General features: G+C 73.6%; 16 protein-coding genes. 10 read left to right on the top strand and 6 right to left on the bottom strand.

Annotated elements, in window-relative coordinates; translation table 11 throughout:
* Window positions 1–7 precede the first annotated feature (7 nt).
* Both AB0M08_RS07155 and AB0M08_RS07150 read right to left on the bottom strand, forming a co-directional pair.
* On the bottom strand, window positions 8–4,930 hold the full coding sequence (locus AB0M08_RS07155) for an AAA family ATPase (protein ID WP_364489831.1): 4,923 nt from the start codon (window positions 4,928–4,930) through the stop codon (window positions 8–10).
* Between the two features lie 244 nt (window positions 4,931–5,174).
* Entirely contained in the window at window positions 5,175–7,802 is a 2,628-nt protein-coding gene (locus AB0M08_RS07150; RefSeq protein WP_364489828.1) for a hypothetical protein, read from the bottom strand.
* A 180-nt stretch (window positions 7,803–7,982) separates the two neighbouring features.
* On the opposite strand from AB0M08_RS07150, the gene AB0M08_RS07145 reads away from it, so the two are divergent.
* The 8 genes from AB0M08_RS07145 (at window position 7,983) to AB0M08_RS07110 (ending at window position 16,984) form a co-directional block, all read left to right on the top strand.
* Window positions 7,983–9,803 carry a hypothetical protein gene (locus tag AB0M08_RS07145; RefSeq protein WP_364489825.1) on the top strand — a complete coding sequence of 607 codons (1,821 nt, stop codon included), beginning with the start codon at window positions 7,983–7,985 and terminating at the stop codon, window positions 9,801–9,803.
* Window positions 9,804–9,852: 49 nt separating this feature from the next.
* Complete coding sequence (locus AB0M08_RS07140; protein WP_364489823.1) at window positions 9,853–10,905, top strand: hypothetical protein; 1,053 nt, start codon at window positions 9,853–9,855, stop codon at window positions 10,903–10,905.
* Window position 10,906: 1 nt separating this feature from the next.
* A complete protein-coding gene (locus AB0M08_RS07135; RefSeq protein WP_364489820.1) occupies window positions 10,907–13,354 on the top strand; it encodes a hypothetical protein in 2,448 nt (815 codons plus the stop codon).
* A complete protein-coding gene (locus AB0M08_RS07130; RefSeq protein ID WP_364489817.1) occupies window positions 13,351–14,445 on the top strand; it encodes a hypothetical protein in 1,095 nt (364 codons plus the stop codon). Before AB0M08_RS07135 ends, AB0M08_RS07130 begins: the two co-directional genes overlap by 4 nt.
* Entirely contained in the window at window positions 14,442–14,840 is a 399-nt protein-coding gene (locus tag AB0M08_RS07125) for a hypothetical protein (protein ID WP_364489815.1), read from the top strand. The genes AB0M08_RS07130 and AB0M08_RS07125 overlap by 4 nt, the downstream gene beginning before the upstream one ends.
* A 78-nt stretch (window positions 14,841–14,918) precedes the next feature.
* On the top strand, window positions 14,919–16,415 hold the full coding sequence (locus AB0M08_RS07120) for a M1 family metallopeptidase (protein WP_364489812.1): 1,497 nt from the start codon (window positions 14,919–14,921) through the stop codon (window positions 16,413–16,415).
* Window positions 16,416–16,469: 54 nt separating this feature from the next.
* Window positions 16,470–16,727, top strand: a complete 258-nt coding sequence (locus tag AB0M08_RS07115) for a type II toxin-antitoxin system prevent-host-death family antitoxin (protein WP_364489809.1) — start codon at window positions 16,470–16,472, stop codon at window positions 16,725–16,727.
* Window positions 16,724–16,984, top strand: coding sequence for a Txe/YoeB family addiction module toxin (locus AB0M08_RS07110; RefSeq protein WP_364489806.1), 261 nt, complete (start codon window positions 16,724–16,726; stop codon window positions 16,982–16,984). The genes AB0M08_RS07115 and AB0M08_RS07110 overlap by 4 nt, the downstream gene beginning before the upstream one ends.
* A 29-nt stretch (window positions 16,985–17,013) precedes the next feature.
* On the opposite strand, the gene AB0M08_RS07105 is transcribed toward AB0M08_RS07110, so the two are convergent.
* The 3 genes from AB0M08_RS07105 to AB0M08_RS07095 all read right to left on the bottom strand — a co-directional run bounded on the left by AB0M08_RS07105 (window position 17,014) and on the right by AB0M08_RS07095 (window position 21,750).
* Entirely contained in the window at window positions 17,014–17,973 is a 960-nt protein-coding gene (locus AB0M08_RS07105; protein WP_364489803.1) for a Midasin, read from the bottom strand.
* Window positions 17,974–18,257: 284 nt separating this feature from the next.
* Window positions 18,258–19,679: a polyprenol phosphomannose-dependent alpha 1,6 mannosyltransferase MptB gene (gene mptB, locus AB0M08_RS07100; RefSeq protein ID WP_364489800.1), complete on the bottom strand. Its 1,422-nt coding sequence runs from the start codon at window positions 19,677–19,679 to the stop codon at window positions 18,258–18,260.
* A gap of 202 nt (window positions 19,680–19,881) precedes the next feature.
* Window positions 19,882–21,750, bottom strand: a complete 1,869-nt coding sequence (locus AB0M08_RS07095) for a diguanylate cyclase (protein WP_364489797.1) — start codon at window positions 21,748–21,750, stop codon at window positions 19,882–19,884.
* A gap of 185 nt (window positions 21,751–21,935) precedes the next feature.
* Between AB0M08_RS07095 and AB0M08_RS07090 the strand changes: the two genes are divergently transcribed.
* The gene (locus AB0M08_RS07090) at window positions 21,936–22,907 is read left to right on the top strand and encodes a lipase (RefSeq protein WP_364489794.1); all 972 of its coding nucleotides are present in this window, start codon (window positions 21,936–21,938) and stop codon (window positions 22,905–22,907) included.
* Between the two features lie 100 nt (window positions 22,908–23,007).
* Here AB0M08_RS07090 and AB0M08_RS07085 read toward each other — a convergent pair whose 3' ends face one another.
* Entirely contained in the window at window positions 23,008–23,409 is a 402-nt protein-coding gene (locus AB0M08_RS07085) for a hypothetical protein (RefSeq protein ID WP_364489792.1), read from the bottom strand.
* Between the two features lie 103 nt (window positions 23,410–23,512).
* Between AB0M08_RS07085 and AB0M08_RS07080 the strand changes: the two genes are divergently transcribed.
* Window positions 23,513–24,763 (top strand): alpha/beta fold hydrolase, encoded by a 1,251-nt coding sequence (locus AB0M08_RS07080; RefSeq protein ID WP_364489789.1) that lies wholly within the window; start codon window positions 23,513–23,515, stop codon window positions 24,761–24,763.
* The last annotated feature ends 70 nt before the right edge of the window (window positions 24,764–24,833 follow it).

The raw sequence follows: 24,833 nt of genomic DNA, 5'->3' as shown, positions 1-24,833 counted from the left end.
CGGGGAATCATCTATCAAGCAGGAAACCGGGTGGCAGCCCAGGGAGGTCGTACGCCGAAGACGACGCGAGCGGAAGCGAGAGGATGAAGCGGGACCCCCGCACGGGCCCGGGCCGGTAGACGACGTCGCCGCCGTTGGCGCGGGCGAGCTCGCGCACGATGTAGAGGCCCAGCCCGGTCCCGGAGACCTTGGCGGCGGTGCGCTCGGCCCGGGCCAGCCGGCCGAAGAGGCGGTCGCGGAACTCGGGTGGCACGCCGGGGCCCTCGTCGCGGACCTCGACGGTGACGGTGTGCTCGTGGACCTCCACCACGATGGCCGTGACGCCGTCGCCGTACTTGCCGGCGTTGCTGATCAGGTTGGTGAGGATCTGGTCGAGGTGGCCGGGCTGGACCAGCACGCAGAGGTCCGGCGGGCAGTCTGATCCGGTCCCGTCGGGGAGCACGGTGTCGAGGTGCCCGGCGAGGCGTACCGGGCGGGGCGCCGCGACCAGGCGCCCGGCGTCGATGCTGACCAGGGCGAGGACCTCGTGCACGATGCCGGTGAGGCGCTGGGTGTTGCGGTAGACCTTGGTGATCAGTTCGGTCGCCGGGGCGGGCAGGTCCTCCTCGGTCAGGGCCAGGTCGAGGTAGCCGAGGATCATCGCGAGCGGGTTGTTGATCTCGTGGCCGAGCATGCCGATCAGGTCGGCCTTGAGCCGGTTGGCGGACTCCAGCTCGCGGTTGCGGTCGGCGAGTTCCAGGTGGGCGGCGCGCAGCCGGTCGTTGCTGGCGTTCAGGTCGGCCGTACGCGAACGGACCGTGCTCTCCAGGGAGTCGTAGAGCAGCGCGTTGTCGAGCGAGACGGCGAGCTGCCCGGCGATCAGCCGGACGGTCTCCAGGCGATCGGTGGAGAAGACGGCCCGCTGGTGGTGGTTGGCGAGGACCAGCACCGCGCTCTCCACCGTACGGCTCGGCATCGGCAGCACGAGCAGCGCGCAACTGTCCAGCCCGGCGAGGTACGGGTCACCGGCGAACCGGTCGTCCCGGGTCGCGTCCGCCACCAGCAGGGGCCGGCCGGTGCGGAGCACGTACCGGACCGCGGTCAGCGGCGGCCCGGCGGTGTAGTACCAGGGCGACTCCTTCTCCCGGCGCAGCGCGAGGTGCACGTGGGTGGCGCCGGTCATCGCGCTGAGCACGTCGGCGACCCGCTCCTCCAGACCGGCCAGGGTGGTCTGCGAGCTCAGCGCGCGGGACGCCCGCAGGATGGCCATCAGGTCGATCCGGTCGGTCCCGGACTCGCTGCTGACGGTGCCGCTCACCGTCGCGCGCAGGAACGGGAACTCGGCCTCCAGCCGGGCGACCACCGCGGTGGCGCCCCACGCCCGGTACGCGTCCCGCGCCTCGCCGAGCAGCCGCCGCCCGGCGTGGTGCAGCCCCTCGCCGAGGTGGAAGCGGGCCGAGCGCTCGGCGAGCAGCGCGTGGTGCCACGGCCGGCCGGCCACCTCGGTCAGTCCCTCGTCGAAGTACCGGGCGGCGGTGACCGGGTCGCCGGCGTGCCGGGCCCGCTCCGCGTCGACGAGCAGCAGCAGCGGCCGGAAGTTGCGGGGCGCGTCGGCCGCGCGCCGGGCCAGCCAGTCCCGGGCCTCCTGATCGGACGGGTCACTCAGGCAGCGGACCAGTCGGGCCAGCGCGGAGACGTAGAAGCCGCGGACCGCCCCGCTGTGCTCCATCGCCACCGTCGAGGACGCGGCGAGCGCCGCCTCGTCACCGGTGAAGAGTGCGACCAGGGCGTGGTTGATGTGCGCGGTGGCGAGAGCCGGGGGGAGGGCGGCGACCTCGTCCAGGGACGGGCGCTGGTCGGGCGTGCCGCGCAGTACCCGGACCAGGTTCCGGTACCCGAGTATGACGAGCTGGGCGTACCGGTTGCCGGTGCGCTCGGCGAAGGCCAGGGCCATCGGGATCTCGTCGGCGACCGCGTCCAGCGACTCCGCGGTGTCCAGCAGAACCGAGAGCAGCCGGGCCCAGAGCAGTCCGGCCACCTGCACGTCGCCGACCGCGAGCAGTTCGTCGCGGCACTGCTGGGCGGCCTCGACCACCTCCTCCAGGGGCTCGAACCAGTGCACGGCGAGCAACAGGTGCATGTACCGGCAGACCGCGGTCTCGGCCTGGTAGCCGTGCGCCCGGCCGGTCGCGGTGGCGTGCCCGGTCAGCAGGTAGCCGGTCCGGTAGTCGTCGCCGTGGTCGATGGTCACGCAGATGACCCCGCCGAGCGTGCCGACCAGCGGGGCGCACACGCCGTACCGGAGCCAGAGGTCGTGCGCCTCGAGGACCAGCCAGGCGTGCAGCGTCCGGTCGCTGAGGTAGGTGGGCGCCAGCATCCGGTTGAGCAGCTTCCCGGCCTGCAGGATCATCGGGTCCGTGGTCTCGGTCTCCGGGTACGGGGGCGTGTCCCCGCCGACCCAGTCGCGGAGCCGGGCGGCGGACGCGTGGTTGTGCGCGGGGACGTCCTCGGGGGGCTGGATGCCGTACCGGCGAAGCACCTCGAGGCCGAGCGTGATCGCGTCGCGGGTCCGGCCACGCAGCGCCAGGGCGTTGATCTGGATCGCCGTGGCGCTGCTCAGCCCGGCCCTGGTGAGCGGGCGTTCCCACAGGTCCCGGTAGAGCCCGTCGGCCTCGTCGAGCCGGCCCAGGCAGTAGAGCGTGGCGTGCCGCTCGACGTCGACCGCGTCCCGGACGGCACCCCGGTCGAGGAGGCCGGCGGCGGTCTCCAGCAACCGCTCCGCCGCCGGGTAGTTGGTGAGCTGGGCGGCCCGCCGGGCGGCGGCGTAGAGCAGGTCGGCGGCGGCGCGGCGCTCGCGCGGGGTGCGGATCAGCCCGGCCACGGCGAGGTACTGCTCGGCGGCCTCCTGGCGGAACTCGTCGTGGCCGGCGAGGCGGCGGGCCATCGCCAGCCGGAGCCGGTCGCGCTCGGCGGGGGCGAGGCTCTCCCCGGCGGCCCGGTGCACCAGGTCGTGCCGGAAGCGCACGGTGCCGCCGTCCGGCGCGTCGATCAGGCCGTCGGCGATCGCGGGGGCCGTCCGGGCGGCACACTCCCCCGCGCCGACGTCGGCCGCGGCGGCCAGCAGGTCCGGGTGCGCGTCGCCGCCGAGACAGGCGAGGACCGCCAGCAGGCGCCGTACCGGCTCCGGTTGCTGGCGGAGGCGCCCGGCGAGCAGTTCGGGCACCCGGTGCCGGGCCACGAACGCGGTCACCGCCGCCGGGTCCCAGGCCCAGCCCTCCCGGTCGCCCGGCGCGAGGACCCCCTCGGCGCGCAGCGCGTTGATCAGCTCGACGGCCGCGTACGGATTCCCGGCGCTCCCCTCCTCGATCAGCCCGGCCAGCCCGGCCACCGCCGGCGGATCGGCGCGCAGTACCGCACCGGCCAGCTCGGCCAGCCCGGCACGATCGAGACCGGTCAGCACGATCGGTGGCTCGGCCAGCCCCTCGTGCACCCAGCGGCCGACGGGGCGGTCGAGCTCCCGGTAGGCGAGGACGACCAGCAGCCCCGGGACCGGGCCCATCGCGATCAGCGCGTCCAGGGTTCGCAGCGAGGTGCTGCTCGCCCACTGCAGGTCGTCGAGGAGAACCACCAGCCGGTGCCGGGCCGCCACCGCCCGGAACAGGGCGGGCACCAGGGAGCCGACCCGGGCGGAGGTGGTGGCCGGGTCGGCCACCCCCGCCGGGCCCTCCCGGCCCAGGAAGGCGGCCATCTCCGGGATCAGCGAGGCGGCCAGGTCGGCGTTCGGCCCGAGCACCTCGGTGATCCGCGCCCGGTCGGCGGCGAGTTCGGTCTCCGGTTCGGCGAGCAGCAGCCGGGTCATCGCGACGACGGCGCGGGCGATGCCGCCGCTGCCGGTGCCGGCGCCGTGCTGGTCGTAACGCCCGGCCGCGAACCACCCACCCCGGCCGGTGACCAGCGCACGCAGGGTGTGGGCGAGGGCGCTCTTGCCGATGCCCGGCGGCCCGGTGATCAGCACGGCCGGGTTGCCGCCCATCGCGGCCCGGTCCAGTGCGCGGGACAGCAGCCGGACCTCCGGCTCCCGCCCGACCAGGTGGCCGGGCGCCGAGAGGAACGCCGGGAAGTCGCGTTCGCCCAGCTCCCAGCCCCCGTCCGGGTCGATCGCGCAGCGGCCGAGGTCGTACGCGAGCCCCTCCGCGCTCTGGTAGCGGCGATCCGGGTCCTTCTCCAGCAGCCGCATGACGATCTCGCTGAGGCGGGCCGGCAGCTCGGGGCGGCGCTCCACCGGGGCCACCGGGATCCGGACCAGCGTGTCCCGGACCAGTTCCAGCGCGTCGTCGCCGGGAAAGGGGGGCGCGCCGACGGCGAGGGCGTAGAGGGTGGCGCCGAGCCCGTAGAGGTCCGCGCGCCGGTCGACGGTGAGCCCGGTCCGCCCGGTCTGCTCCGGCGCGAGATAGCCGAGCGTCCCGACCGGCCCGCCCGCCGGCTCACCCCCGTCGTCCCCGATCAGCGCCAGGTCGTAGTCGATCAGCAGCGGCGTCCCGTCCGGCGTGATCAGGACGTTCGCCGGCGTCACGTCGCGGTGCAGCACTCCGGCCCGGTGCACGGCCGCGAGCGTCGCGGCCAGGGAGCGTGCGACCGCCAGGAGGCGCGACACCGGCATCTGTTCGTTTTCCGACGTACGCGCATTCGCGTCCTCCATGATCAGGAGGTGACGGGGCTGGTGGGGCCCCATTCGGGGCACTCCCGGGGCTTGGCCGAGGCGTCGCAGCACCGCCCGCTCGTGATCGATCCGCCGCATCGCACCGGCCCCGGTGGCCCGCTTGACGATCACGGTCCCGTGTCCATCGCCCCCGTGCCCGCCGTTCCCCCGCCCGCCGTTCCCCCGCCCGTCGGTGCTGTCCCGGCGGAACACCAGCGTCCGCTCGCTGCGGTACAGCACCTCCTCGCCCATAGACCGGATAATGCTCCTTCCGACACGATTTTTCACCATATCGCCACCCGAATAGTCAGCATTTATCCACCCAAATAGGACTCTCCCGCTCCCTGCCCCGCCATCCCGTTTCGTCAATGCACCCCGCCACCCCGCCGTGACCAGCACGAATGGTCAGACTCCAAGCGCATACATCGATACCCGGACTCGCGCTCGAGAGGGTGCGGCAAGCGCCCCACCGGAGCGGCCCGATCACTCCCGCCGCTCAGAAGACGAAGGCGTAAGCGGCCACCGCGAGCAGGAAGATCACGCCCGCCGGGATGTGCAGGACCCGCCAGCTCCAGACCGTGCCACCCCACCGCTCACTCATGCCCAGCAGCCGCGCACCCGCCGGATAGACGATCAGCTCCGCCGCAGCCGCCGCCACCATGACAAGAATCAGGCTCCCGTACGACTCCGCGTTACCCACCAGCCCGTTCGACACCAGCCAGACCAGCCACGACGCCCCCGCCGCCGCCCCGGGCACCAGCGCGTACTCGATCCCCAGCAGATAGTGCCGCAGCCCCTCCCACCCGTCCGCAGCCTCACCCCGCCCGGCGACTCCCCCGGACATCCCGCTCTCACCCCGCCCGGCGACACCCCCGGACATCCCACCCGCAGCCCCGCCGGAACCCCACCCGTCCGAGCCACCGGCCACCCCGGCTCCAGCACGCCCGCCCTCGCCGTACGGGGGCCCCGCGTGCAACGAGGCCTGCAACGAACCGGTATGCGGAGAACCGGCATACCCGGCACCGGCCCGCAGGGCATCGGTATCCGGTTCGCTCCCCCCGAGGAACTCGTCTCCGGCCGGAAGCAACTCCGTCGGCGGCCGCTTCGTCCCGGTCTCCCCCGGCGGCACCGCCGGACGCACCGCCCCGGCGAAGGCCAGGCCCGGAGCGCCCGTGAAGGCCTGCCCCACAACCCCCGCGCCGCCAGTCGCGCCCGGAAATCCGTCGATCCGGGTCGGCTCCGGACGCGGGGCCAGCGGCGACGAGGCGTTGGCTACCCGGGCGACCCCCGGTTCGATCGGCTGGTCCCGCGCCGGCGCGGCCCTCTGGTGGGGAAGCGTCAGCACGGTACGGCACCCCGGCGGACGCAGCTGCGCGGGCGCCGGCACCGGACGCGCCTCGGCCGCCTCCCGCAACGCCGACACGCTACGGAACCCGCCCCCGGCCGGCACCGGCTCCGATCCGCTCACCATCCCGCTCCCGGCTTCAGCGCGACGCAGCTCCCCCAGTTCCAGATCCCCCGGCCCCAGATCCCCGGGATCGAGCTCCTCGGTGCTGGGCAGCCCCTCCGGATCCCACGGGTCGACCGCCGGCCGCAGCCCCGGCCAGTCCTCCGCCCGCACCGTCGCCGGCATGTCGATCGGCGAGATCGGCGCCGGTGCGAGCAACCCGGGAACATCCCGGAGATCCAGCACTTCGGGAAACCCGAGCGACGGATTCGACGACCCGGTCTCGACCGGCCCGGCATCGGTCAGCCCCGCATCGGTCACCCCCGCCTCCGGCGATACCCCACCGGCCAGCCCTGCACCCGGCACCCGGCGCTCCAGCACCGGCGCCGCCGGTTCACCCGCCCGGTCACCCCGAAAGCGTGATCCGGACGACCGGTCCTCCCCGGACAGGCCACCGAGAGAGGACTCCCACGCCCCCGACTCGGACCACCGATCGCCCCGGCCCACAGGATCGGCCAAGCGGTCGGAACGGGAGATCGGCTCCGCCCAGCGAGACCCCGGCGAGCCCGGCGAACCCGGCGGCCCCGGCGAACCCAGCGGCCCCGGCGAACCCGGCGACTCCGGGCGGCGCGGCGCGGGCGGCACGAGCCGGGGCCAGCGCACCCCGGGCGTCTCCAGCCCGGTCACCTGAATGATCTTCACCAGGTTGTCGATCCAGGTGTGCAGGGCGCCCACCCGCGGCCGCTCCGCCGCGGCGGCCAGCACCCCGTCGAGCAGGTGGGACCGCAGGCCCGGCGGCATCCGGATCCGGTCCAGGTTGGGTACGTACCCGGTCCGCGGCGGCGTCCGGAACAGCAGGTAGAGGGCCACGCTCCCGAACCCGAAGACGTCCGACGCGACGCTCGGGATCGCCGGCGGCGTGTCCCATTCCACCCCCTCCCGCTCGGCGAGCGTGGCCAGCACCTCCGGGCTCGCGTAGTCCCGCTTGCCGACGAAGTGCGTCAGCCCGCCCTCCGAGCGCGCGCTGGTGAAGTCGATCAGCACCACCCGCCCGTCGTCCGCGATGATCAGATTGTTCGGCTCGATGTCCTGGTGGATGATGGGCCCGCGCCGGCTGAGCTCCCGGAGCGTGTCGGCCAGGGCCCGCAGCACCTCGGCTCCGGGCAGGTCCCCGTCCCGGGCCGCGAGGCGGGAGCCGGGACGCAGACGGTCGTGCAGGCTCTCCCCCTCGATCCACTCCAGGATCTGAATCGGCACCGGCTCGGCGGACGGAGAAGGGCCGGACAGAGCGGAGCCGGACAGAGCAGGGCCGGACAGAGCAGGGCCGGACAGAGCGGGGCCGGACAGAGCGGGGCCGGACAGAGCGGGGCCGGACGAGGCCGCATCGGCGCCGGCCCGCCAGACATAACCATCGAAGTCGGTACGCGCACGGCACACCCCGGGCACCCCGGCGAGGCTGCGCAGCACCGCCGCCCCGTTGCGCCATGACCGTTTCTGAACATCATGATCGCGCCCGTCCGCCGGTTTCCAGACGCGCACCGTGACCGGGCCACCGTCCGGTCCCGGGCCGTGGCCGCGATAGACCCGGGCCTGCCCGCTGGTGCCGAACTGCTGGTCCAGGTAGTAGAGGGGCTCCTCCGGGCGCAGCCCGCAGATCAGTTCGTCGCCGGTCGTCATGCCACCTCCACGAGGTCTCGCAGGACTGACGGGGATACCGCGCAGGGGTCCGCCGCACCGGTGCCCACGAGCAGGCACCGGACGTCCCCGATGCGATTTTCGGCCGCTTTCGGGGGAAGGCGCAATCGCCCGGTCTGACGCAAAATGGTCATACGGCCGCGGATGCGAGAAAGGGGTCTCATGGACACACCCCCCAGCCGCCGGGCCGTCTGTCCGGTGTGCGCCGAGCCTCCGGCCGGAGCACGACCGCGCCCCGCCCTCTGCGAGCACTGCGGCTGGCAGCTCTTCTCTCCGGTACGCGTCGGCTCGGCCGGCCCCGACGAGCTGGCCGGGTTCACCACGAGGTTGCGGCAGGCCCAGGGGGACCACGACCTGCGTGCGGCCACGGTTGCCGCCCCGAGGGCCGACCGGGACCCTCTCGCCGGACTCGCCCGGCTCTCGGCGTACGCGAGGAAGGACCCGGGGAAGGGCGGAGCGGAAGCCGGCGACGGCCCGGTGACGCTGACCGGCCCGGCCGTGGTCCTGCCGGACGCCGCCGCGGAGCTGCGCGGCAGCGAGGCGCACAGCCGGCTGTCACTGCTGGACGTCAACGTGCGCGGGCTGACGCTCTTCCTCGCCGAGCGCGGGCAGCCCGGCCTGGCCACCCTCTGGTCCCGGTCCTGGCACCAGGTCTGCCCGGAGGTGCCCGCCTACCGGGACAAGCAGCTGTTCCAGCTGGCCGGCGGGGTGGGCACGCAGCCGGTGAGCCGGGTGCACTGGCGGGCGGCGATCACCCGGGTCTGCGGCGAGCTGGCCCCCCGGATACGCCCGCCCCTGGCCCTGATCCAGCCCCCGCCCGGCTGGATGTTGCTGGAGACGGCCGCCGGGGTGGCCCGGGACCGCCTGGCGCCGCAGACCGTGCTGCCCTCCCCCGGCGACGAGGACCTGGAGCGGCTGGCCGGCGAGATCATGGCGGCCGTCCCCCGCCCGGAGGGGTACGACGCCCTGCTGGCCTGGTACGACCCGGCCAGCCGGACCGCCCGCCCCCGCGCCCGCCCGGTCTTCCCGCCCGCGGTGCTGGTACCCGGTCAGACCCGCGAGGCGCAGGTGGAGGTCTACGGCACCGGCGGCGACACGGTCATCCCGGTGCTGCACCACGGCGCCGAGCCGGACGACCCGACGGCCGCGGCCGGGGTGCTGGTGCTGCCGCTCGCGCCGGGCGAGCGGGCGGTGGTCACGGTCCGCCAGGAGGGCCCGGGCAGCGTACGGGTCTCCCACCCGGACGCCCGCCCGGCACCCGGGGGCTGGCCCGCCCTCGCCGCCGACCTGCCGGCGCTGCTGAAGGTCTCGCCCGAACCGGAACCGGCGGACGTGGTCCTCACCGTCGAACGGGGTCTGTACCCCGGCGACCGGGAGCGGACCGCCGTCCGGGAACGGCTGGAGATCGCCCGGGGAGCGGTCGAGCTGATCGCCGCGCTGGCCGGGCCTCGCCTGCGGGTCGGTGTGGTCGGATACGGCGATCACCAGCGCCGCAACTGGCCGGTGGAGATCGTCGAGCACCCGCTCGGCGACCCGGTCGCGGCACAGCTGCGGCTCGCCGAGATGACCGGCACCCGCGCGGTCTCCGACCTGGTCGCCCCGCTGGAGGACGCGCTCGCGGTGGCCACCGGATTCACCTGGCGCCCGGACGCCCGCAAGCTGGTGCTGGTGCTGGCCGGGCGCCCGCCGCACCCGCCCGGCCAGCGGATGTTCCTGCCCGCCTGCCCCGCGCACCACGCGATCCCGGGCCTGATCGCCGCGCTGCCCGCCGGGACCGACGTGATCCCGGTGCTGACCGGCCCGATGGGCGATCCGCGCAGCCCCGGCGGGCGGGCCGGGCGGGAGTGGGCCGAGCAGGCCTGGGCCCAGCTCTCCCCGCGTACGCCGGTGATGTCCGAGGCGCACCTGCTCACCCTGCTGGAGGAGGTGCTCGGACCGGTCGACCGTCCCCGGCTCGCCCTGGGCGCGCCGCTCCCGCCGTAAAGAAAAACGCCGTTCCCGTCTTAGCTCGAGAAGAGAAGAGGGGCCGCAGATGTCCGCAACGTTCGGTGAGACCCGCTACGAGACCGACCGCCGGGCGCCGGTGATAGCGCCCCGGCAGCCACCCGGGCCCGCCCCCGCGCCGCCCCCGGGGAGACCGGAGCGCCCGACCACCCCGATCGTGCTGGTCGGCCCGGCGGGCGGCGGCAAGACCACGCTGCTCTCGGCGATCCTGCACGGCGGGCCGGACACCGACGTCTACGGCGAGTGGCGGGCCATCCCGCCGTCGCACGGCTCGGCCCTCGTCGACGAGCTGTACGAGTCCGCCGAGGACCGCCGCTTCCCGGAGGCCACCGTCGAGGCCGGTTCGGAGACCTGGACGGTGCGCGGCGAGTACCGGGACCGGACCCGGCGCGGGCTGCTCGGCCGGACCACCGTCGAGCGCGGCGAGCGGGTGGAGTTCGACCTCGCCGTGGTCGACCCGCCCGGCGGCGATCTGCTCTCCCCGGGCAGCACCGGCATCCTGGACGTACTGTGCCGCTCACGCGGGATCATCCTGCTGGTCGACCCGACCAAGATGCTGCGCGAGGCGGTCGCCCAGCAGACCGACCCGGCCGCCGAACTGGTGCCCACCTTCAAGTACTTCAACCGGCTGCTGCGCGGTCTGGACAGCCGCCTCGCCGAGCAGGGCGCGGCCGGCCGGTTGCCGCACCATCTCTCGGTCTGCGTCTCCAAGTTCGACGATCCCATGGTGTACGCCGCCGCGAAGAGCCTCGACCTGGTCGACCGGAACGCCGGGCGGCAGCCCACCGTGCCCAGCGGCGACCCGGCCGCCATCTTCTTCGGCGACCTCTGCCGGCGCAGCGTCGAGCCGAACGACGCACGGATCCCGGAGATGGTCACCCGCTACTTCCGGCCGGAGCGGACCCGGTACCACGTGGTCTCGGCGATCGGGTTCTACGTGGACCCGGAGCACGACTTCGACGAGGAGGACTTCCTCAACGTGGTGGTCGAGGGACGGGCCAAGCGCATCCGCAACCAGAACCCGGTCAACGTCTGGGAGACGCTGATCGAGCTGTACGAGTCGATCCGGACGGAACACTGACGTGCCGAGCCTGGACGCCTGGGCGTGGTGGAGCAAAGAGGCGGGCAGCGGCCGTGACTACGCGATCATCGAGTGCAGCGCGGACGGCGCCGAGCGGGCCGCCATCGCCGCCGAGCTGCGGGAACTGTCGCTCGGCAACCCCCGCTCGGAGGGGTTGCCGTGGGCGGCGTTCGCCGCGGCCGACAGGCCACGCCCTCAGGTACGGGTCTGCTGGTGGGACTGGACCGACCGGCGCGACGCCGGCGGCCGCCCCGTCCTCGCCGTGCTCTACCTGCGACTGGACACCGACGGCCGGGTCGGGCTGGAGAGCCTCGCCGAGTACGCCCGGTCGGTCTGGGAGCTGCTCGACCGGGACCGGAGCGCGCCGATGCCGGAGCCGAAGGTCACCGGGCCGGGGCTGGAGGACCTGAGCGGGACGCCGGAGGTGCTGCGCTGGGCGTCGAGTGTGGCCGCGCTGACGCTGTGCCGACCGGTCCGGGTGAAGGCGCCGGCCGGGGTCGGCCCGGTGCAGATCGCCCGCCGGCTGGACGGGGTCGCGGCGCTGCTGCCCGCGCCGACCCGGGCGACGCTGGTGGCCTGCACCGGCACCGCGCGGGACAGCAACGGGCCGTTCCAGATCGCGGTGGGCCGGCCGACCGACCAGGACGCCGTGCTGGTCGAGTCGGCGGTCGCGCCGGACCTGCGGAACTATCCGGCGGCCCAGGCGTACCGGGAGCGGCTGGAGGAGTTGCTGGAGCTCTACCCGCTGGCGGCGGTGCTCGACCATCTGGCGGCCACCACCAGCATGCCGGAGCAGCTCGGCGACCGGGCCGCGCAGGCCGCCACGGTCCGGCTCGCCGGGCTGGACCGTCTGGTCGCGGTCGCCGAGACGCTGCGGCAGGGGCGCGACGCGGACACCGGGGAGGTCCGCGACCTGGCCACCGCGCACCAGCTCGCCGACCGGCTGGCGCCCGAACTGCACCGGGCGTTCCTGGTCCACCTGCTGCGCCACGGCACCGCGGACGACCTGGCCCTGGTCGCCCGGCACTGGCTGCCCGGCCTGGAGCAGGAGCTGGTCACCGCGTTCCGGGACCGGCACCGCGACGGCGGGCTCGACGACCAGTGGGTAGCCGCGCTGGTCGACCCGGTGGAGCGGGCCGGGCCGGACGAGGTGCTGCCGCTCCTGCTGGACCAGTTGCGGGCCTGCCGTCCGGTCGCCCTGCTGGTCGGCCTCGTGGTCACCGCGCGGCTACCGGCCGAGCGAACCCGGGACTGGCTGCTCGAGCCGGTGCACCAGCACGCGTGCGGCGATCTGGTGAAGCACGGCGGCCGGGAGGTCCCGCGCTGGCTGGCCGGCGCCGCGGAGCCGCCGGGCTGGGCGACCCTGCTGGCCGCGGTGGCGGAGGGTGTACGGCACGACGGCCCGGAGATCACCGACCCGTACTGGCTGAGGGTGGCCACCCGGCTCGCCTCGGACCGGCATCAGGCGGGCACCGCGCTGGACTGCCTGCTCCCCGACCTGGTCGCCGCGGCGGTCCGGAACCCCCGGGACGACGCGGCCGACCGCTGGCTGGAGAAGCTGCCGCTGGCCGACCCGTCCGGGCGGGCCACCGCCGACCTCCTGCTGCTCCTGCACGGGCGGATTCGTCCACCCGGCCTCCGGCGCCCGTCCGCCTTCGCCCGCCATCCGGGGTACGCCCGCCGCCTCGCCGACCTGGCCGCCGAGTTCCCGGAGGCCGCCCCGCCCTTCCGCGCCGACCTGGTGACCCTCCTCTGCGGGGAACAGGCCACCGAGGACGCGCTGGTGCTGCTGGAGCTGATGCACACGCACGGCGGGGACGACCCGGTGGTCACCCTGCAGAACATCGCCGACGTGGCCCGGGCCCGGCCCGGTCTGCTGTTCCGGCCCGGCACCGACGGCATCCGGGACAGGCTGATCGCCGCCGACCCGGACCTGCGGCGCGAGGCGGCGCTGCGGGCCGCCCGGTCGGCGGCGCTGACCGCGGGACCGGCGAGCGAGCTGGCCGCCCCGATGGCCGAGGCCTGCCGGGCCGGGTGCGAGCCGGCCGCTCTCCGGTCCGCCCTGGACACCTGGCCCGGCCTGCACGACCCGGACCAGGTGTACGGGCTCACCCGGCGGGTCGGCGAGCAGCTGGCCCCCGGCGGGGACACCCAGGTGCTCTGCTCCGGGCTCGGCGCGGTGCTGCCGCTGCTCACCGGCGGTCCCCGGGACGAACTGGCCGGGCGGGCCGCCACCTGGAAGGACCAGCGGGTCGGCGAGCTGGACCGGGAGATCGACTCGCTGTACGAACGGATCCGCGAGCTGCTCGCCGAGCGGGAGCAGGCCTGCGCGATCGACGAGCTGCTGGCCCTCGACGACCGCGACCCGCGCGGGCGGACCCGCTGGTGGACCCGGGGGCGCGGGACCCGGACCGGGCAGTTCCTGCCGTCACCGGAGGCACGCTCATGACCGGGATCGACTGGCGGACCGGACGGACCGTGGTGGCCGGCTGGCCGCCGGGCGGGTCGCCGCGGGTACTCGCCGGGCACCTCACCTACCGCGGCGAGACCGTCCGGCTCGGCACCGCGGACCATCCGGAGGCGACCGACCGGGTGGTCGCCGGGTCGGTCGCGATGGCCAACCTGCGGCAGGGCGTGACCTGGGCGGCCGAGCACTACTTCGGGCTGCTCGCGGGGGCGCTCCCGGCGGGCGGCGGCCCGGTGGTGGTGGCCGTCCCGGCCTGGCTGGCCGACGACGACACCGCGGTCCGGTACCTGCACGACCTGCTGGTCGGCACCCTGCGGCTGCCGGTGGACCGGGTGGTGGGTACGCCGATCGCGGCGGCGGCCTACGCGTACGCGGTCGGCGCGCTCCCGCCGGACGCGGACGCCGTGGTGGTCTGCGACGTCGACGAGACCGGGGCGATGCTGACGGTCCTCGGGCTCACGGTGCTCGGTGCCGGCGGTGCGCGGATGGGCAGCCGGCCGGCGGTGGGCGTACCCCTGCAGGCCGGGAACCCGGACCGGGACCGCCTGCTGGGGAAGGCCGTGGCCGCCGCCGCGCTGGCCGCCGGTCTGCGCCGGCAGCCGCTGCACCTGATCACGCTGGGGCTGCCCGAGGGGGAGGCCGCCGTCGCGGCGGCGGCCGAGGCCCGGCACCGGGCGAGCGTGACGCCGGTGGCGCTGCCCGAGCCGCTGCCCGCCGCCGCGCTCGGGGCCGCCGCGATCGCCGCCGGGCGGGTGACGGTCGACGACGTCTGCCCGTACGAGGTGGCGCTCGCCGTGCACGAGGTCGCGCACGGGCTGCTCGCCAATCGCTGGGAACGGCTCGACGCGGACCGACCGGTCGAGGTCGAGGCGGGGCCCGGCACGACGGTGCTCCGGGTCCGGCTGACCGCGAACGGTCATCCGCCGTACGAGACCGAGCTGGCGCCGGCGCTGCCCGCCGGGACGTACCGGGCGGAGGCCGTCTCCGACTCGGGCGGGCTCGCCGTGCTCTTCCACCAGCCGGGCGCGAGCGCGCTCCGGGTACCCGTCCACCTAGGGAAGGCCGCATCGTGAACCACGCCTACACGCTCGGCCCGGTGCCCCCGGGAAGCACGCACGGTGTGCCGGATCTCGCCTGGCTCTGCGTGCTGGCGCTCGCGGTGACGGCCGCGGTCTGGCCGCTGATCCGCTGGTACCGGGCCCGGCCGGTGATGTCCGGGCGGATCGACGTCCGGCCACGCAGCGGTACCGCGATCGCCATCCCGGTGCAGAACCGGCGCACGGTGACCCACCGGGTGGGCGACGGCACCCTGCGGATCTCCGGCTGCCGCGACGGCGGCGCGCCCCGGATCCGCCTGGTCTTCTCCACCGGCCGCGGTCACCCGGTGGAGAAGACCATGGTGCCCGGCGGCCGGGTGATGATCGCCGCCAACGACATCCGGCACTGCCACCCATCGGCACATCATTGACACATGTCACTTCAGACGTAGGGCTTCTTCGATAGATTTCCGGGTGACTGATCGACCACCGTCGAAAGGAAGCCCACCGTGCGACGACTGCTCGTGGCCACACTCGCCACAGCGTTGACCCTCGCGGGTACGGCCATGCCCGCCTACGCGGCCCCCTCCCCGGGAGGCTCGGGCGCCGGCGACAGTTACTACCCGGACTACGGGAACAGCGGGTACGACGTCGAGCACTACGACATCCGGCTGCGCTACACGCCATCCACCGACAAGCTGACCGGCACCACCACCATCCTGGCCACCGCGACCCAGGACCTGAGCCGGCTCAACCTGGACTTCGTGCTGGACGTCGCGTCGATCCAGGTGAACAACCGGCCGGCCACCTGGACCACCGAGGGCGACCACGAGCTGGTGGTCACCCCGGCGCGGACCATCGCGGACGGCGGCGCCATCACCATCGTGGTGCAGTACTCCGGCGTGCCGTCGACCAAGGTGGCCGCCGGGTACACCGCGTGGGCACGCACCCCGGACGGCGCGCTGGCCGTGGGTGAGCCGGAGATCGCCTGGTGGTGGTACCCGAGCAACGACCACCCGTCGGACAAGGCCACCTTCGACGTCTCGGTCTCGGTGCCGAACGGCCTGGAGGCGATCAGCAACGGCGTGATGCCCCGTACGCCGGTCCAGGAGAACCTCGGGTACACCCGGTGGAGCTGGCGCTCGCTGAAGCCGCAGGCCACGTACCTGACGTTCCTGACCGTCGGCGACTACGACGTCACCACCGACACCACCGCGGACGGGTCGCAGGTCTACAACGCCTACTCGACGCTGCTCCCCGAGGACTTCCGGTACGCCGCCGAGGCCAGCGTCGAGCGGACCGCCGAGATCACCGACTGGGAGGCCTCGGTCTTCGGCCCGTTCCCGTTCGAGGCCCGCGGCGGTGTCGTCGCCCCGCCCGGCACGCTCGGCTTCGCCCTGGAGAACCAGACCCGCCCGAACTACTCGGCGGCCTTCTTCCGGCGCGGCTCCAACACGTACGTGATCGCCCACGAGAACGCCCACCAGTGGTTCGGCGACTCGGTCTCGGTCGCCGACTGGCAGCACATCTGGCTGAACGAGGGCTTCGCCAGCTACGCCGAGTGGCTCTGGTCGGAGAAGAACGACGAGGGCACCGCCCAGGAGATCTTCGACTACCTGTACGCGTCCTACCCCGACGACGCCGCCGTCTGGACCACCGCCCCGGCCGACCCGGGCGTGGACCAGCTCTTCGGCGACGCCGTCTACGACCGCGGCGCGATGACCCTGCACCAGCTGCGCCTCGCGGTCGGCGACGACGCCTTCTTCGAGATCCTGCGTACGTGGGTCGCCGACCACAGGTACGGCAACGGCACCACCGAGCAGTTCACCGCCCTCGCCGAGAAGATCTCCGGCCAGGACCTCTCCGCCCTCTTCACCGCCTGGCTCTACACCCCGTCCAAGCCGGTCCTCACCACGACCGCCGCGAAGACCGCCACCACCACCCCGGCCGAGCCCAGGTCCTGGGCCACCATCAGCGAGACCCACACCCTCCTGAACGAGCACTGACGAAACCCTCCCGAGAGTGGTATACGTATTTCGTACCACTCTCGGGAGGACCCCATGACCGAGGCCATCAGCGCCAGCGAGGCGCGCAAGACCCTGTTCCCCCTCATCGAGCGCGTCAACGCGGACCGCACACCCATCGAGATCGTCTCCCGGCACGGCAACGCGGTCCTGGTCAGCAAGGAGGACTGGGACGCGATCGTAGAGACGAACTACCTGCTCCGGTCGCCGGCCAACGCGAAGCATCTGGCGGCGAGCATCGAGCAGTGGCGCGCCGGCCGGACCACGGAGCGCGACCTGGACGAGACCGAGTGAAGCCGAGCTGGACCGACCAGGCCTGGGACGGTTACCTGTACTGGCAGACCCAGGACCGCAAGGTCCTCAAACGCATCAACGCGCTCATCGCGGACATCAAGCGGGATCCCGACGGATCCGGCATCGGCAAGCCGGAGATCCTCCGCAACAACCTCGCCGGCCTCCGCTCCCGCCGCATCGACGACGAGCACCGCCTGGTCTCCGCGGTGGACCCGAAGGAGATCACCATCATCTCCTGCCGTTACCACTACGAATGACGTGAGCGGCGCTCGTCGCGGTCCGGCTCTCAGCAGATCAGCGTGATCTCCTCGGCGGTGTCACCGTCGGTCTCGACCTTGCGGAGCTGGCGGTACGCGGTGAGGTCGGCGACCGTCGCCGGGTCCGGGCAGGCCGCGGACTGCCGGTACCAGCCGAGTTCGGTGCTGTCGGTGACCGTGACGCTGACCGTCATGCCCTCGGGCGTGTCGTAGGTGAGCACCCCGCCGGCGTCGTCGAAGTCGCTGATCGTCCCGGCGATGTCCGTACCGTCACCGTCCGCGTCATCCCCGTCGTCGGCACTCCCGTCCCCGTCGCTCGCGTCTCCGTCGTCGGTGGCGTCCTCGTCGCCGTCACTGCCGTCGTCGTCGGCGTCCAGCGGGTCGCTGCCCTGGGTCAGCTCGTCGAGGTCGGTGACGCCGTCGCCGTCCGTGTCCTCGTCCCCGTCGTCCACCCCGTTCCCGTCGGTGTCCGCCTCGGTCGGGTCGTCGCCGAGCTGGTACTCCTCCAGGTTGGTGAGCCCGTCGTCGTCCGCGTCCTCGTCACCGTCCGAGACGTCGTTCCCGTCGGTGTCGGCGTCCCGCGGGTCGTAGTCGAGGGCGTACTCCTGCTCGTTGGTGAGGTCGTCCCCGTCCGGATCGGCGGCGGCGTCGTCCCGCTTCGGGTTCAGCCGGTTCGACACCTCCCAGCCGTCCGGCATCCCGTCACCGTCGGTGTCCGCGCGCCGGGGGCTGGTGCCGAGCTTGTACTCCGCCTTGTTGCTGAGCCCGTCCCGGTCCTTGTCCCCGCGGGCGTCGTTGCGCTTCGGGTTGAGCCCGTTCGCCTTCTCCCACTTGTCCGGCATCCCGTCCCGGTCGGTGTCCTTGCTCGCCCCGGACCTGGCCTTGGCGGCGTGCGCGTCCGCCGCCATCGCCGCCCCGGACATCGAGAGCAGCGTGAACGTGGCGGTCGCGGCGGTGGCAGCCACACTGACGGCACGGCGATACTTCATACGGAGCCTCTCGCAACACCGGCCGATGCCTCCTCAGACACCGCACCGCTCTACTGGGAGTAACCACCGTAGAACGCTTCGCGCCCCCAAAACGATCATGAACCGACCTGCCCCCGACCCACTCCCCTTCCGCTACCAACCACACCCCCGCAGCCGGCCACCCCCACACCCAGCCGGCACTCCCGCACGAAACCCGCGCCCCATCACCCGCACCACCGCCCCTTCACGACCGACCGCCTGCGCCCACCGCCCGCTCACCGTCGACCGCGCACGCCCACCGCCCCTCACCGCCGAACGGGTGCGGCGACCGCACCCTGCAGGCCGTAGGCGAGCACCCCCAGACCCACCCCGCACACCGCGCCGATCACCAGCTGGACGCCCGGCTCCACACCGTTCGGCGGGGAGAGGAGGCACAGCACCGGGCAGGAGTACGCCACCACCCCGCGGATCCGGGCGGACGTCGCGGCGGCGGCGATCGGGATGACGCCCCAGAGCAGGTACCAGGCGTGGACCACCGGGCTGAGGATCACCAGGGCGGTCATCGCCAGCCCGAAAGCGGTCACCATCCCCAGCGACCGGCCGTGGTGGAGCAGCAGCAGGACGATCACCCCGGCGGCGGCCAGTCCGGCGAGCCAGACGGCCTGGCGGGTCTCGTCCGCCCCGGCCAGGCCCAGTGTCCTCAGTATCCGGCCGATCAGGGAACCCAGGTCCGTGGTGAGGGACATCCAGGTACGGGCGCGGGTGGGTGTCCGCAGCGCCGGGATCCAGCCGAAACCGGTGCCGGTCAGCGCAGTGACGATCACGGCGGTCCCGGCGGCGGTCAGCGCGGCGGCACCGGCGGCGCGGAGCCGGGGCGCACGGCCGGGGAGGTACCCCGCCCAGAGCGCCGCGACGAACGGCAGGCCGAGCAGGGCCGGGCCCTTGACCAGGCCGGCCAGCGTGATCAGAACGGCGGCGGCGAGCGGGCGCCGGTCCAGGGCCAGGACCAGGCCGGCGCAGAGCAGGCCGAGCATCACCGCCTCGTTGTGCGCGTCCGCCACCAGGTGCAGCAGGACCAGGGGGTTGAGCACGCCGAGCCAGAGCGCCGCGCCGGGATCCACGCCGCACTCGCGGGCGATCCGGTGGACGGCCACCCCGATCACGGCGACGCCGGCGACCGCGAGCAGGCGCATCGCGATCAGTCCCGGCCAGAGCTCCTGCCGGGTCAGGGTGGCGACGCCGCCGGCCAGGCTCAGGAAGACCGGGCCGTACGGCGCCGGGGTGTGCTGCCAGATCGGCGGGATGCCGGCGGCCAGCTCGCCGCCGAGCGCGGACGGGCCGAAACGGTACGGGTCCAGCCCGGAGACGGTCATCGCGCCCTGGGCCAGGTAGCTGTAGACGTCCCGGCTGAAGATCGGGCCGCTGAGCGCGAACGGGACCGCCCACATCACCCCGGTCCGGATCAGGTCACGGGTGGTCGTACCGCCGGCGAGGACCGTGCGGCCGAGGGTGAACCAGCCGAGCGTCAGCAGGGCCATCCCGGCGTAGACGACCGCGGTGGGGACCATGACGGCCGCGCCCGCGTCGGACCGGAGCTGGGCCGGGTCGCCGGAGGGCCCGACTCCCGCGAAGACGCCGCCCAGGACGATGAGCCCGCTGCCCGCGGTGCCCAGCCACTGCCCCGCGACGAGCCGGTGATCAGCGGCACGGTAGTCGACTATGGTCAATTGAGGTGTCCCGCCACGGCGTTGCTGGCGCCCGGTCCGGCCCCATCGGCCGCCCCACCGTAGCGATCATGTTCGAAACGTACGGCCACCGCTGGTCGACACCTGAGCGACATTCAGGCCGCACGGAGAAGGCGAGGCCGCACGGAGAAGGCGAGGGCACGCGGAGAAGGCGAGGCCGCGCGAGACGGCGTACCCGGGAAGCTCAGATCGGCAGGGCGACCGGCTCGGCGGCCTGGACCCGGTCGCGGCCCGCGTCCTTGGCCGCGTAGAGGGCGTTGTCGGCGCGTTCGAGCAACCCCTCCGGCGTCTCGGCGGCGTCCCGGACGGCGTCCCAGGCGGCATAGCCGATGCTGCACGTCTGGCCGCGCGGCATCGCCCGGCGCACCCGGTCGAGGATGCCGGCCGCGTCCTCCGGGTCGCGGCCGGGCAGCGCGATCACGAACTCCTCGCCGCCCCACCGGGCGATCAGGTCGCCCTCGCGGAGCTCCGCCGCGAACGCCGCCGCCGCGTGCCGCAGCAGGTCGTCGCCGGCCGGGTGACCGTACGTGTCGTTGTAGCGCTTGAAGTGGTCGAGGTCCACGATGGCCACGACCAGCGAGGACGCGCCGAAGAGGCGGCTCAGCGAGCTCTGCCAGGCGCGGCGGTTCGGCAGTCCGGTGAGCGAGTCGGTGAACGCCATCTGCTCCAGCCGGCGCAGCAGCCGCTCGTGATCCATGGCGAGCGCGGTCTCGTCGGCGAGCAGTTCGACGGCGCGCGCCCGGTGATCGCTGACCGAGGAGACCCGGCGGCGCCAGCCCACGCAGAGCACCGCGATCGGGGTGCCCTCGACGACGACCGGCTGCCAGTGCATGGAGCGGCCGCCGACCAGCTCGAGCAGCGCCGGTGAGACGCGCGGGTCCTGGTCCGGGTCGGCCAGGAAGATCGGGTCACCGCTCCGGTAGACCCGGGAGATCATCGAGGTGTTGTCCAGCGGCACCCGGGTGCCGACGATCGCGGCGCCGTCGGAATCGGTCACCACCAGGCTGCTGAGGTCCGGGCACGGCTCCAGCAGCGTGACCGTGTCGGCCTCGGCGAGGTCGCGGACCGCCGCGATGATCGTGCCGCGGGCGTTCTCTCCGGTCCGGATCCGGCGGGCCGCGGCGGACACCGCGGCGAGCAGCCGGTCGGATTCCCGGACCGCCTTCTCGGCGAGGTGCCGGTCGGTCACGTCCTGCAGCTGGATCATCGTCCACGGCTCGCCGGACCCCACGCCCGCCGCGCCGCTGGTCAGCCACGCCCAACGTACGCTGCCGTCCGGGCGCACGTACCGCTGCTCGATCCCGCAGACGGTGACCGGGTCGCCGGGCGAGGTCTTCAGGTAGGGCGCGCTGCTCGTGCCGATCAGTTCGTTCTCGGTCAGCCCGACCAGCTCACAGAAGGCCGGGTTCACCCCGACCAGCGCGCCGCCACCGTCCGCGATCGCCACCCCGGTCGGCGAGGCCAGGAAGAGGCTGCTGAACCGCTGCGCGGTCGCGGCGAGCTCGTCCCGCGCCGTCCGCAGCTGCCGTTGCCGGCGCCGCAGCCCCTCGAAGAGGATCACCCCGAGCATGGCCGCGAGCAGTATCTGCGTGCTGTAGAAGGCGAGTTCCGGGGTACGCAGCGCGGGCACCACGGCGACCGACGCGACCCATCCGCCGCACCCGAACAGCCAGGCGCCGGCCGCCGCCCAGCGTGAGGTGACCGCTCCCCCGACGCCGACCATGCTCAGCATCAGCAGCGTCGTGCAGTGCAGGTTCCCGGTCACCGCGATCTGCGCGACGTGCACCGCCACCAGCAGGAACACCAGCGCCTCGGCGGTACGCCGCCCCGGCCTCGGCGGCCACAGCGCGGTGATCGCCAGCACCGCGGCGGTCCCGGCGCAGAGCAGCACCATGATCAACTGTGCGGTACCGGTCAGGATCACCGCGTTCGCGACCGCCAGCACCAGGTAGTACACGGCCAGCGGCCCGCGCACCCACCGCTTCGCGCTCCGGTGGTCGCGCAGGTTCGTCCCGCGGCGCACGCCGCCGAACATCTGCCGTTCCGCGCTCACGACCACCCTCCTCTACCGCATCGTTAGTCGGCCGCTCACGCTCCATCTTTAATCTTCCGGGTACGGGTACCCGGAGCGCGCCGTCCCGCACCCTCCACGGGAGGGCGACCGTGCGCGTCACCGCCGCCGCACGTGACTCGTTCCACGGCTGAGTCTTGATCATTCTTCCTGGCAGGGAACCGCCCATGCGCGTCATGCTCACCCTCGGTGCCATCATCGCCGCTCTGTTCCCCGGGGCGGGCGCCGCCGCGGCACCGGCCCCAGGGATCCCGCTCTCGGTGCCGCGGGCCCGGCTCGACGGGGCGCTGCACTGCACCGGGGACCTCGCCGGCACCCGGCGCTCGGGGCGGGCCCCGGTGCTGCTCGTGCACGGCACCACCTCCACCGCCCGGGCGAACTTCTCCTGGAACTGGGACCGGGCCCTCGACGCCGGGCACCGCGCGCACTGCGACGTCGACCTGCCGGAGAGCGGCAACGGCGACATCCAGACCGCCGCCGAGTACGTGGTCCACGGGATCCGCCGGATGCACGCCGTCGCGGGCGGGCGGATCTCGCTGGTCGGCCACAGCCAGGGCGGGATGATCGGCCGCTGGGCGCTCAAGTACTGGCCGGACACCCGCCGGATGGTCGACGACTACGTCTCGCTCGCGTCCTCGAACCACGGCACCGACGAGTTCGCCGTCCAGTGCGGGGCCACCCGGTCCTGCTCGGCCGCGTACTGGCAACAGCGCACCGGCTCGGCGTTCCTGACCGCGCTCAACACCGGCCCTCAGATCTGGCCCGGCATCAGCTACACCCAGATCATGACCGAACACGACGAGATCATTCTTCCGTACGCCCGGTCGGCGCTGCCCCCGTCCGCGCTGGTCGCCAACGTGCGGGTGCAGGATCTGTGCCGGTACGAGACGGTCGAGCACTTCGGGATGGCGTACGACAACGCGGCCTGGCTGCTCGGCGAGGACGCGCTCACCCACCCGGGCCCGGTCCGGCCGTCCCGCACGAACCGGGCGACGTGCGGATGGCCGCTGATGCCGTCGGTCGACCCGCTCGCGTTCCCGGCGAACGCGGCCGCGGCCCTGGCCCAGAGCACCACGTCGATGCTGACCGCACCGATGTTCGCGGCCGAGCCACCGCTGCGCGCCTACGCCCGTGGCTGACGGCCCGGGTGCACGGCCCGATGAGCCGCGCACCCGGGCCGGATCTCAGGTCAGCAGGGTGATCTCAGGTCAGCAGGGTTTCTCAGGTCAGCAGGGTTTCTCAGGTCAGCAGGGTGACCGAGTAGTTCAGGGTGGTGCCGCTGGCCGTGTACGTCGCGGTCTGTCCGTTCGCGCAGTACGACACGAACACGTTGCCGAGCACGTCGTCGCCGGCCTCGGCGTGCACGAGCGGGCGCACGTCGGTGCCCTCGGCGAACGGGGTGGAGGCGAGGTCCACCAGGCGCCACTGGTTGATCGGGTAGTCGTCCGTCGCGGCGGAGAGCTGCCCGTCGCGGGACGTCAGCTGGAAGTCGATGACGAAGCCGCCGTTGTTGACCACGGCGACCTTCTGCACGCAGGGGGAGGCCTGCGCCAGGGCCGGGGACGCGGTGAAGCCGACCAGTCCGGCCGTTCCGACGAGGCTCGCCGCGACCGCGGTGGCCCGCAGTTTGGTGACGATCATGCCGTTTCCTCCTATCGGGAGCGGAAAGGATCGGCGAGGTAATGTCCGGACACCACCCCGATAAACACCGACGTCGATGTTTATCGCTGGATAGGCTGATCCGGTGATCGCACATCCCGGGCTCCGCTTCGCCGACCACACCGTCGTCGTCCCGCTGGATCACCGGCGGCCGGACGGCGAGACCATCGAGGTGTTCGCCCGGGAGGTGGTGGCGAGCGACCGGGCCGGCGACGACCTGCCGTGGCTGCTGTTCCTGCAGGGCGGGCCGGGTGGCAAGTCGCCCCGTCCGCCGCGCGCCGAGGGCTGGATCGCGCACGCCACGCGCAGCCACCGCGTGCTCCTGCTCGACCAGCGGGGCACCGGACGGAGCACGCCCCTCTCCGGTCGTACGATCAGTTGCGGAACGACCGACGCGGAGCTGGCGGCATACATCGGCCTGCTCCGGGCGGACAGCATCGTCGCCGACGCGGAGATCCTGCGACAGCGCGTCGCCGGTGGCGCGACGTGGGACACGCTGGGGCAGAGTTACGGTGGCTTCGTCACGCTGAGCTACCTCTCCCAGGCACCCGAGGGGCTGCGCACCTGCTACATCACCGGCGGTCTGCCGGGTCTCACCGCGACCGCCGACGACGTCTACGCTCGCACCTACCCGCGGGTGGCCGCGAAGAACGCCGAGTACTACCGTCAGTTCCCGGGCGACGCCGCGGCTTTGAAGCGGATATATCGGCATCTCACCGAGAACGATGTCCGGCTGCCGGACGGGGACCGGCTCACCGTCGACCGGTTCCGCCTACTCGGCAGCGATTTCGGGGCGAGCAGCGGGTTCGCCGCCCTGCACTGGCTGCTCGACGAGGCCTGGCACGATCAAGATCTTTCCGACACTTTCCGGTACGAGGTGATGCAGCGGACCGCTTTCGTCGACAAACCGCTCTTCGCGCTGCAGGAGTACACCTACGGCCAGGGGGCGGCGACCGGCTGGGCCGCCGCCCGGGCGATGGAGCGGCACCCGGAGTTCGCCGACCCGCTGCTCTTCACCGGTGAGATGATGTACCCCTGGATGTTCCGGGAGATCCGGGCGCTGCGGCCGTTCGCCGGCGCCGCCGACATCCTGGCCGCCAAGGACGACTGGACGCCGCTCGTCGACCCCGCACGCCTGGCCGCCAACGAGGTCCCGGTCTGCGCCGCGGTCTACGCCGACGACATGTACGTCGACATGGGCCTCTCCCTGGAGACCGCCGCGGCGGTGGGCAACGTCCGGACATGGGTGACGAACGAATACGAGCACGACGGCCTGCGCGTCTCCGGCACGGCCGTACTGGAACACCTCATGGAGATGGCCGCCGGGCTGCGGTGACCCGGCTCGCAACCGGGCAGCGCCTCAAGCGGGCGGGGATGCGGCCGATCGGGGAGATCGCGACCACTAC

The organism is Actinoplanes sp. NPDC051851, from assembly GCF_040681165.1.
Classification (GTDB): Bacteria; Actinomycetota; Actinomycetes; order Mycobacteriales; family Micromonosporaceae; genus Actinoplanes.
The sequence above is the reverse complement of the archived record's forward strand: the minus strand, read 5'-3'. Positions and strand labels throughout refer to the sequence as shown.

Bases quoted from the DNA above. Each gene is read 5' to 3' on its own strand.
- AB0M08_RS07155 (WP_364489831.1), bottom strand. From the start codon at position 4,930: ATGGGCGAGGAGGTGCTGTACCGCAGCGAGCGGACGCTGGTGTTCCGC.
- AB0M08_RS07150 (WP_364489828.1), bottom strand. From the start codon at position 7,802: ATGACGACCGGCGACGAACTGATCTGCGGGCTGCGCCCGGAGGAGCCC.
- AB0M08_RS07145 (WP_364489825.1), top strand. From the start codon at position 7,983: ATGGACACACCCCCCAGCCGCCGGGCCGTCTGTCCGGTGTGCGCCGAG.
- AB0M08_RS07140 (WP_364489823.1), top strand. From the start codon at position 9,853: ATGTCCGCAACGTTCGGTGAGACCCGCTACGAGACCGACCGCCGGGCG.
- AB0M08_RS07130 (WP_364489817.1), top strand. From the start codon at position 13,351: ATGACCGGGATCGACTGGCGGACCGGACGGACCGTGGTGGCCGGCTGG.
- AB0M08_RS07115 (WP_364489809.1), top strand. From the start codon at position 16,470: ATGACCGAGGCCATCAGCGCCAGCGAGGCGCGCAAGACCCTGTTCCCC.
- AB0M08_RS07105 (WP_364489803.1), bottom strand. From the start codon at position 17,973: ATGAAGTATCGCCGTGCCGTCAGTGTGGCTGCCACCGCCGCGACCGCC.
- AB0M08_RS07090 (WP_364489794.1), top strand. From the start codon at position 21,936: ATGCGCGTCATGCTCACCCTCGGTGCCATCATCGCCGCTCTGTTCCCC.
- AB0M08_RS07085 (WP_364489792.1), bottom strand. From the start codon at position 23,409: ATGATCGTCACCAAACTGCGGGCCACCGCGGTCGCGGCGAGCCTCGTC.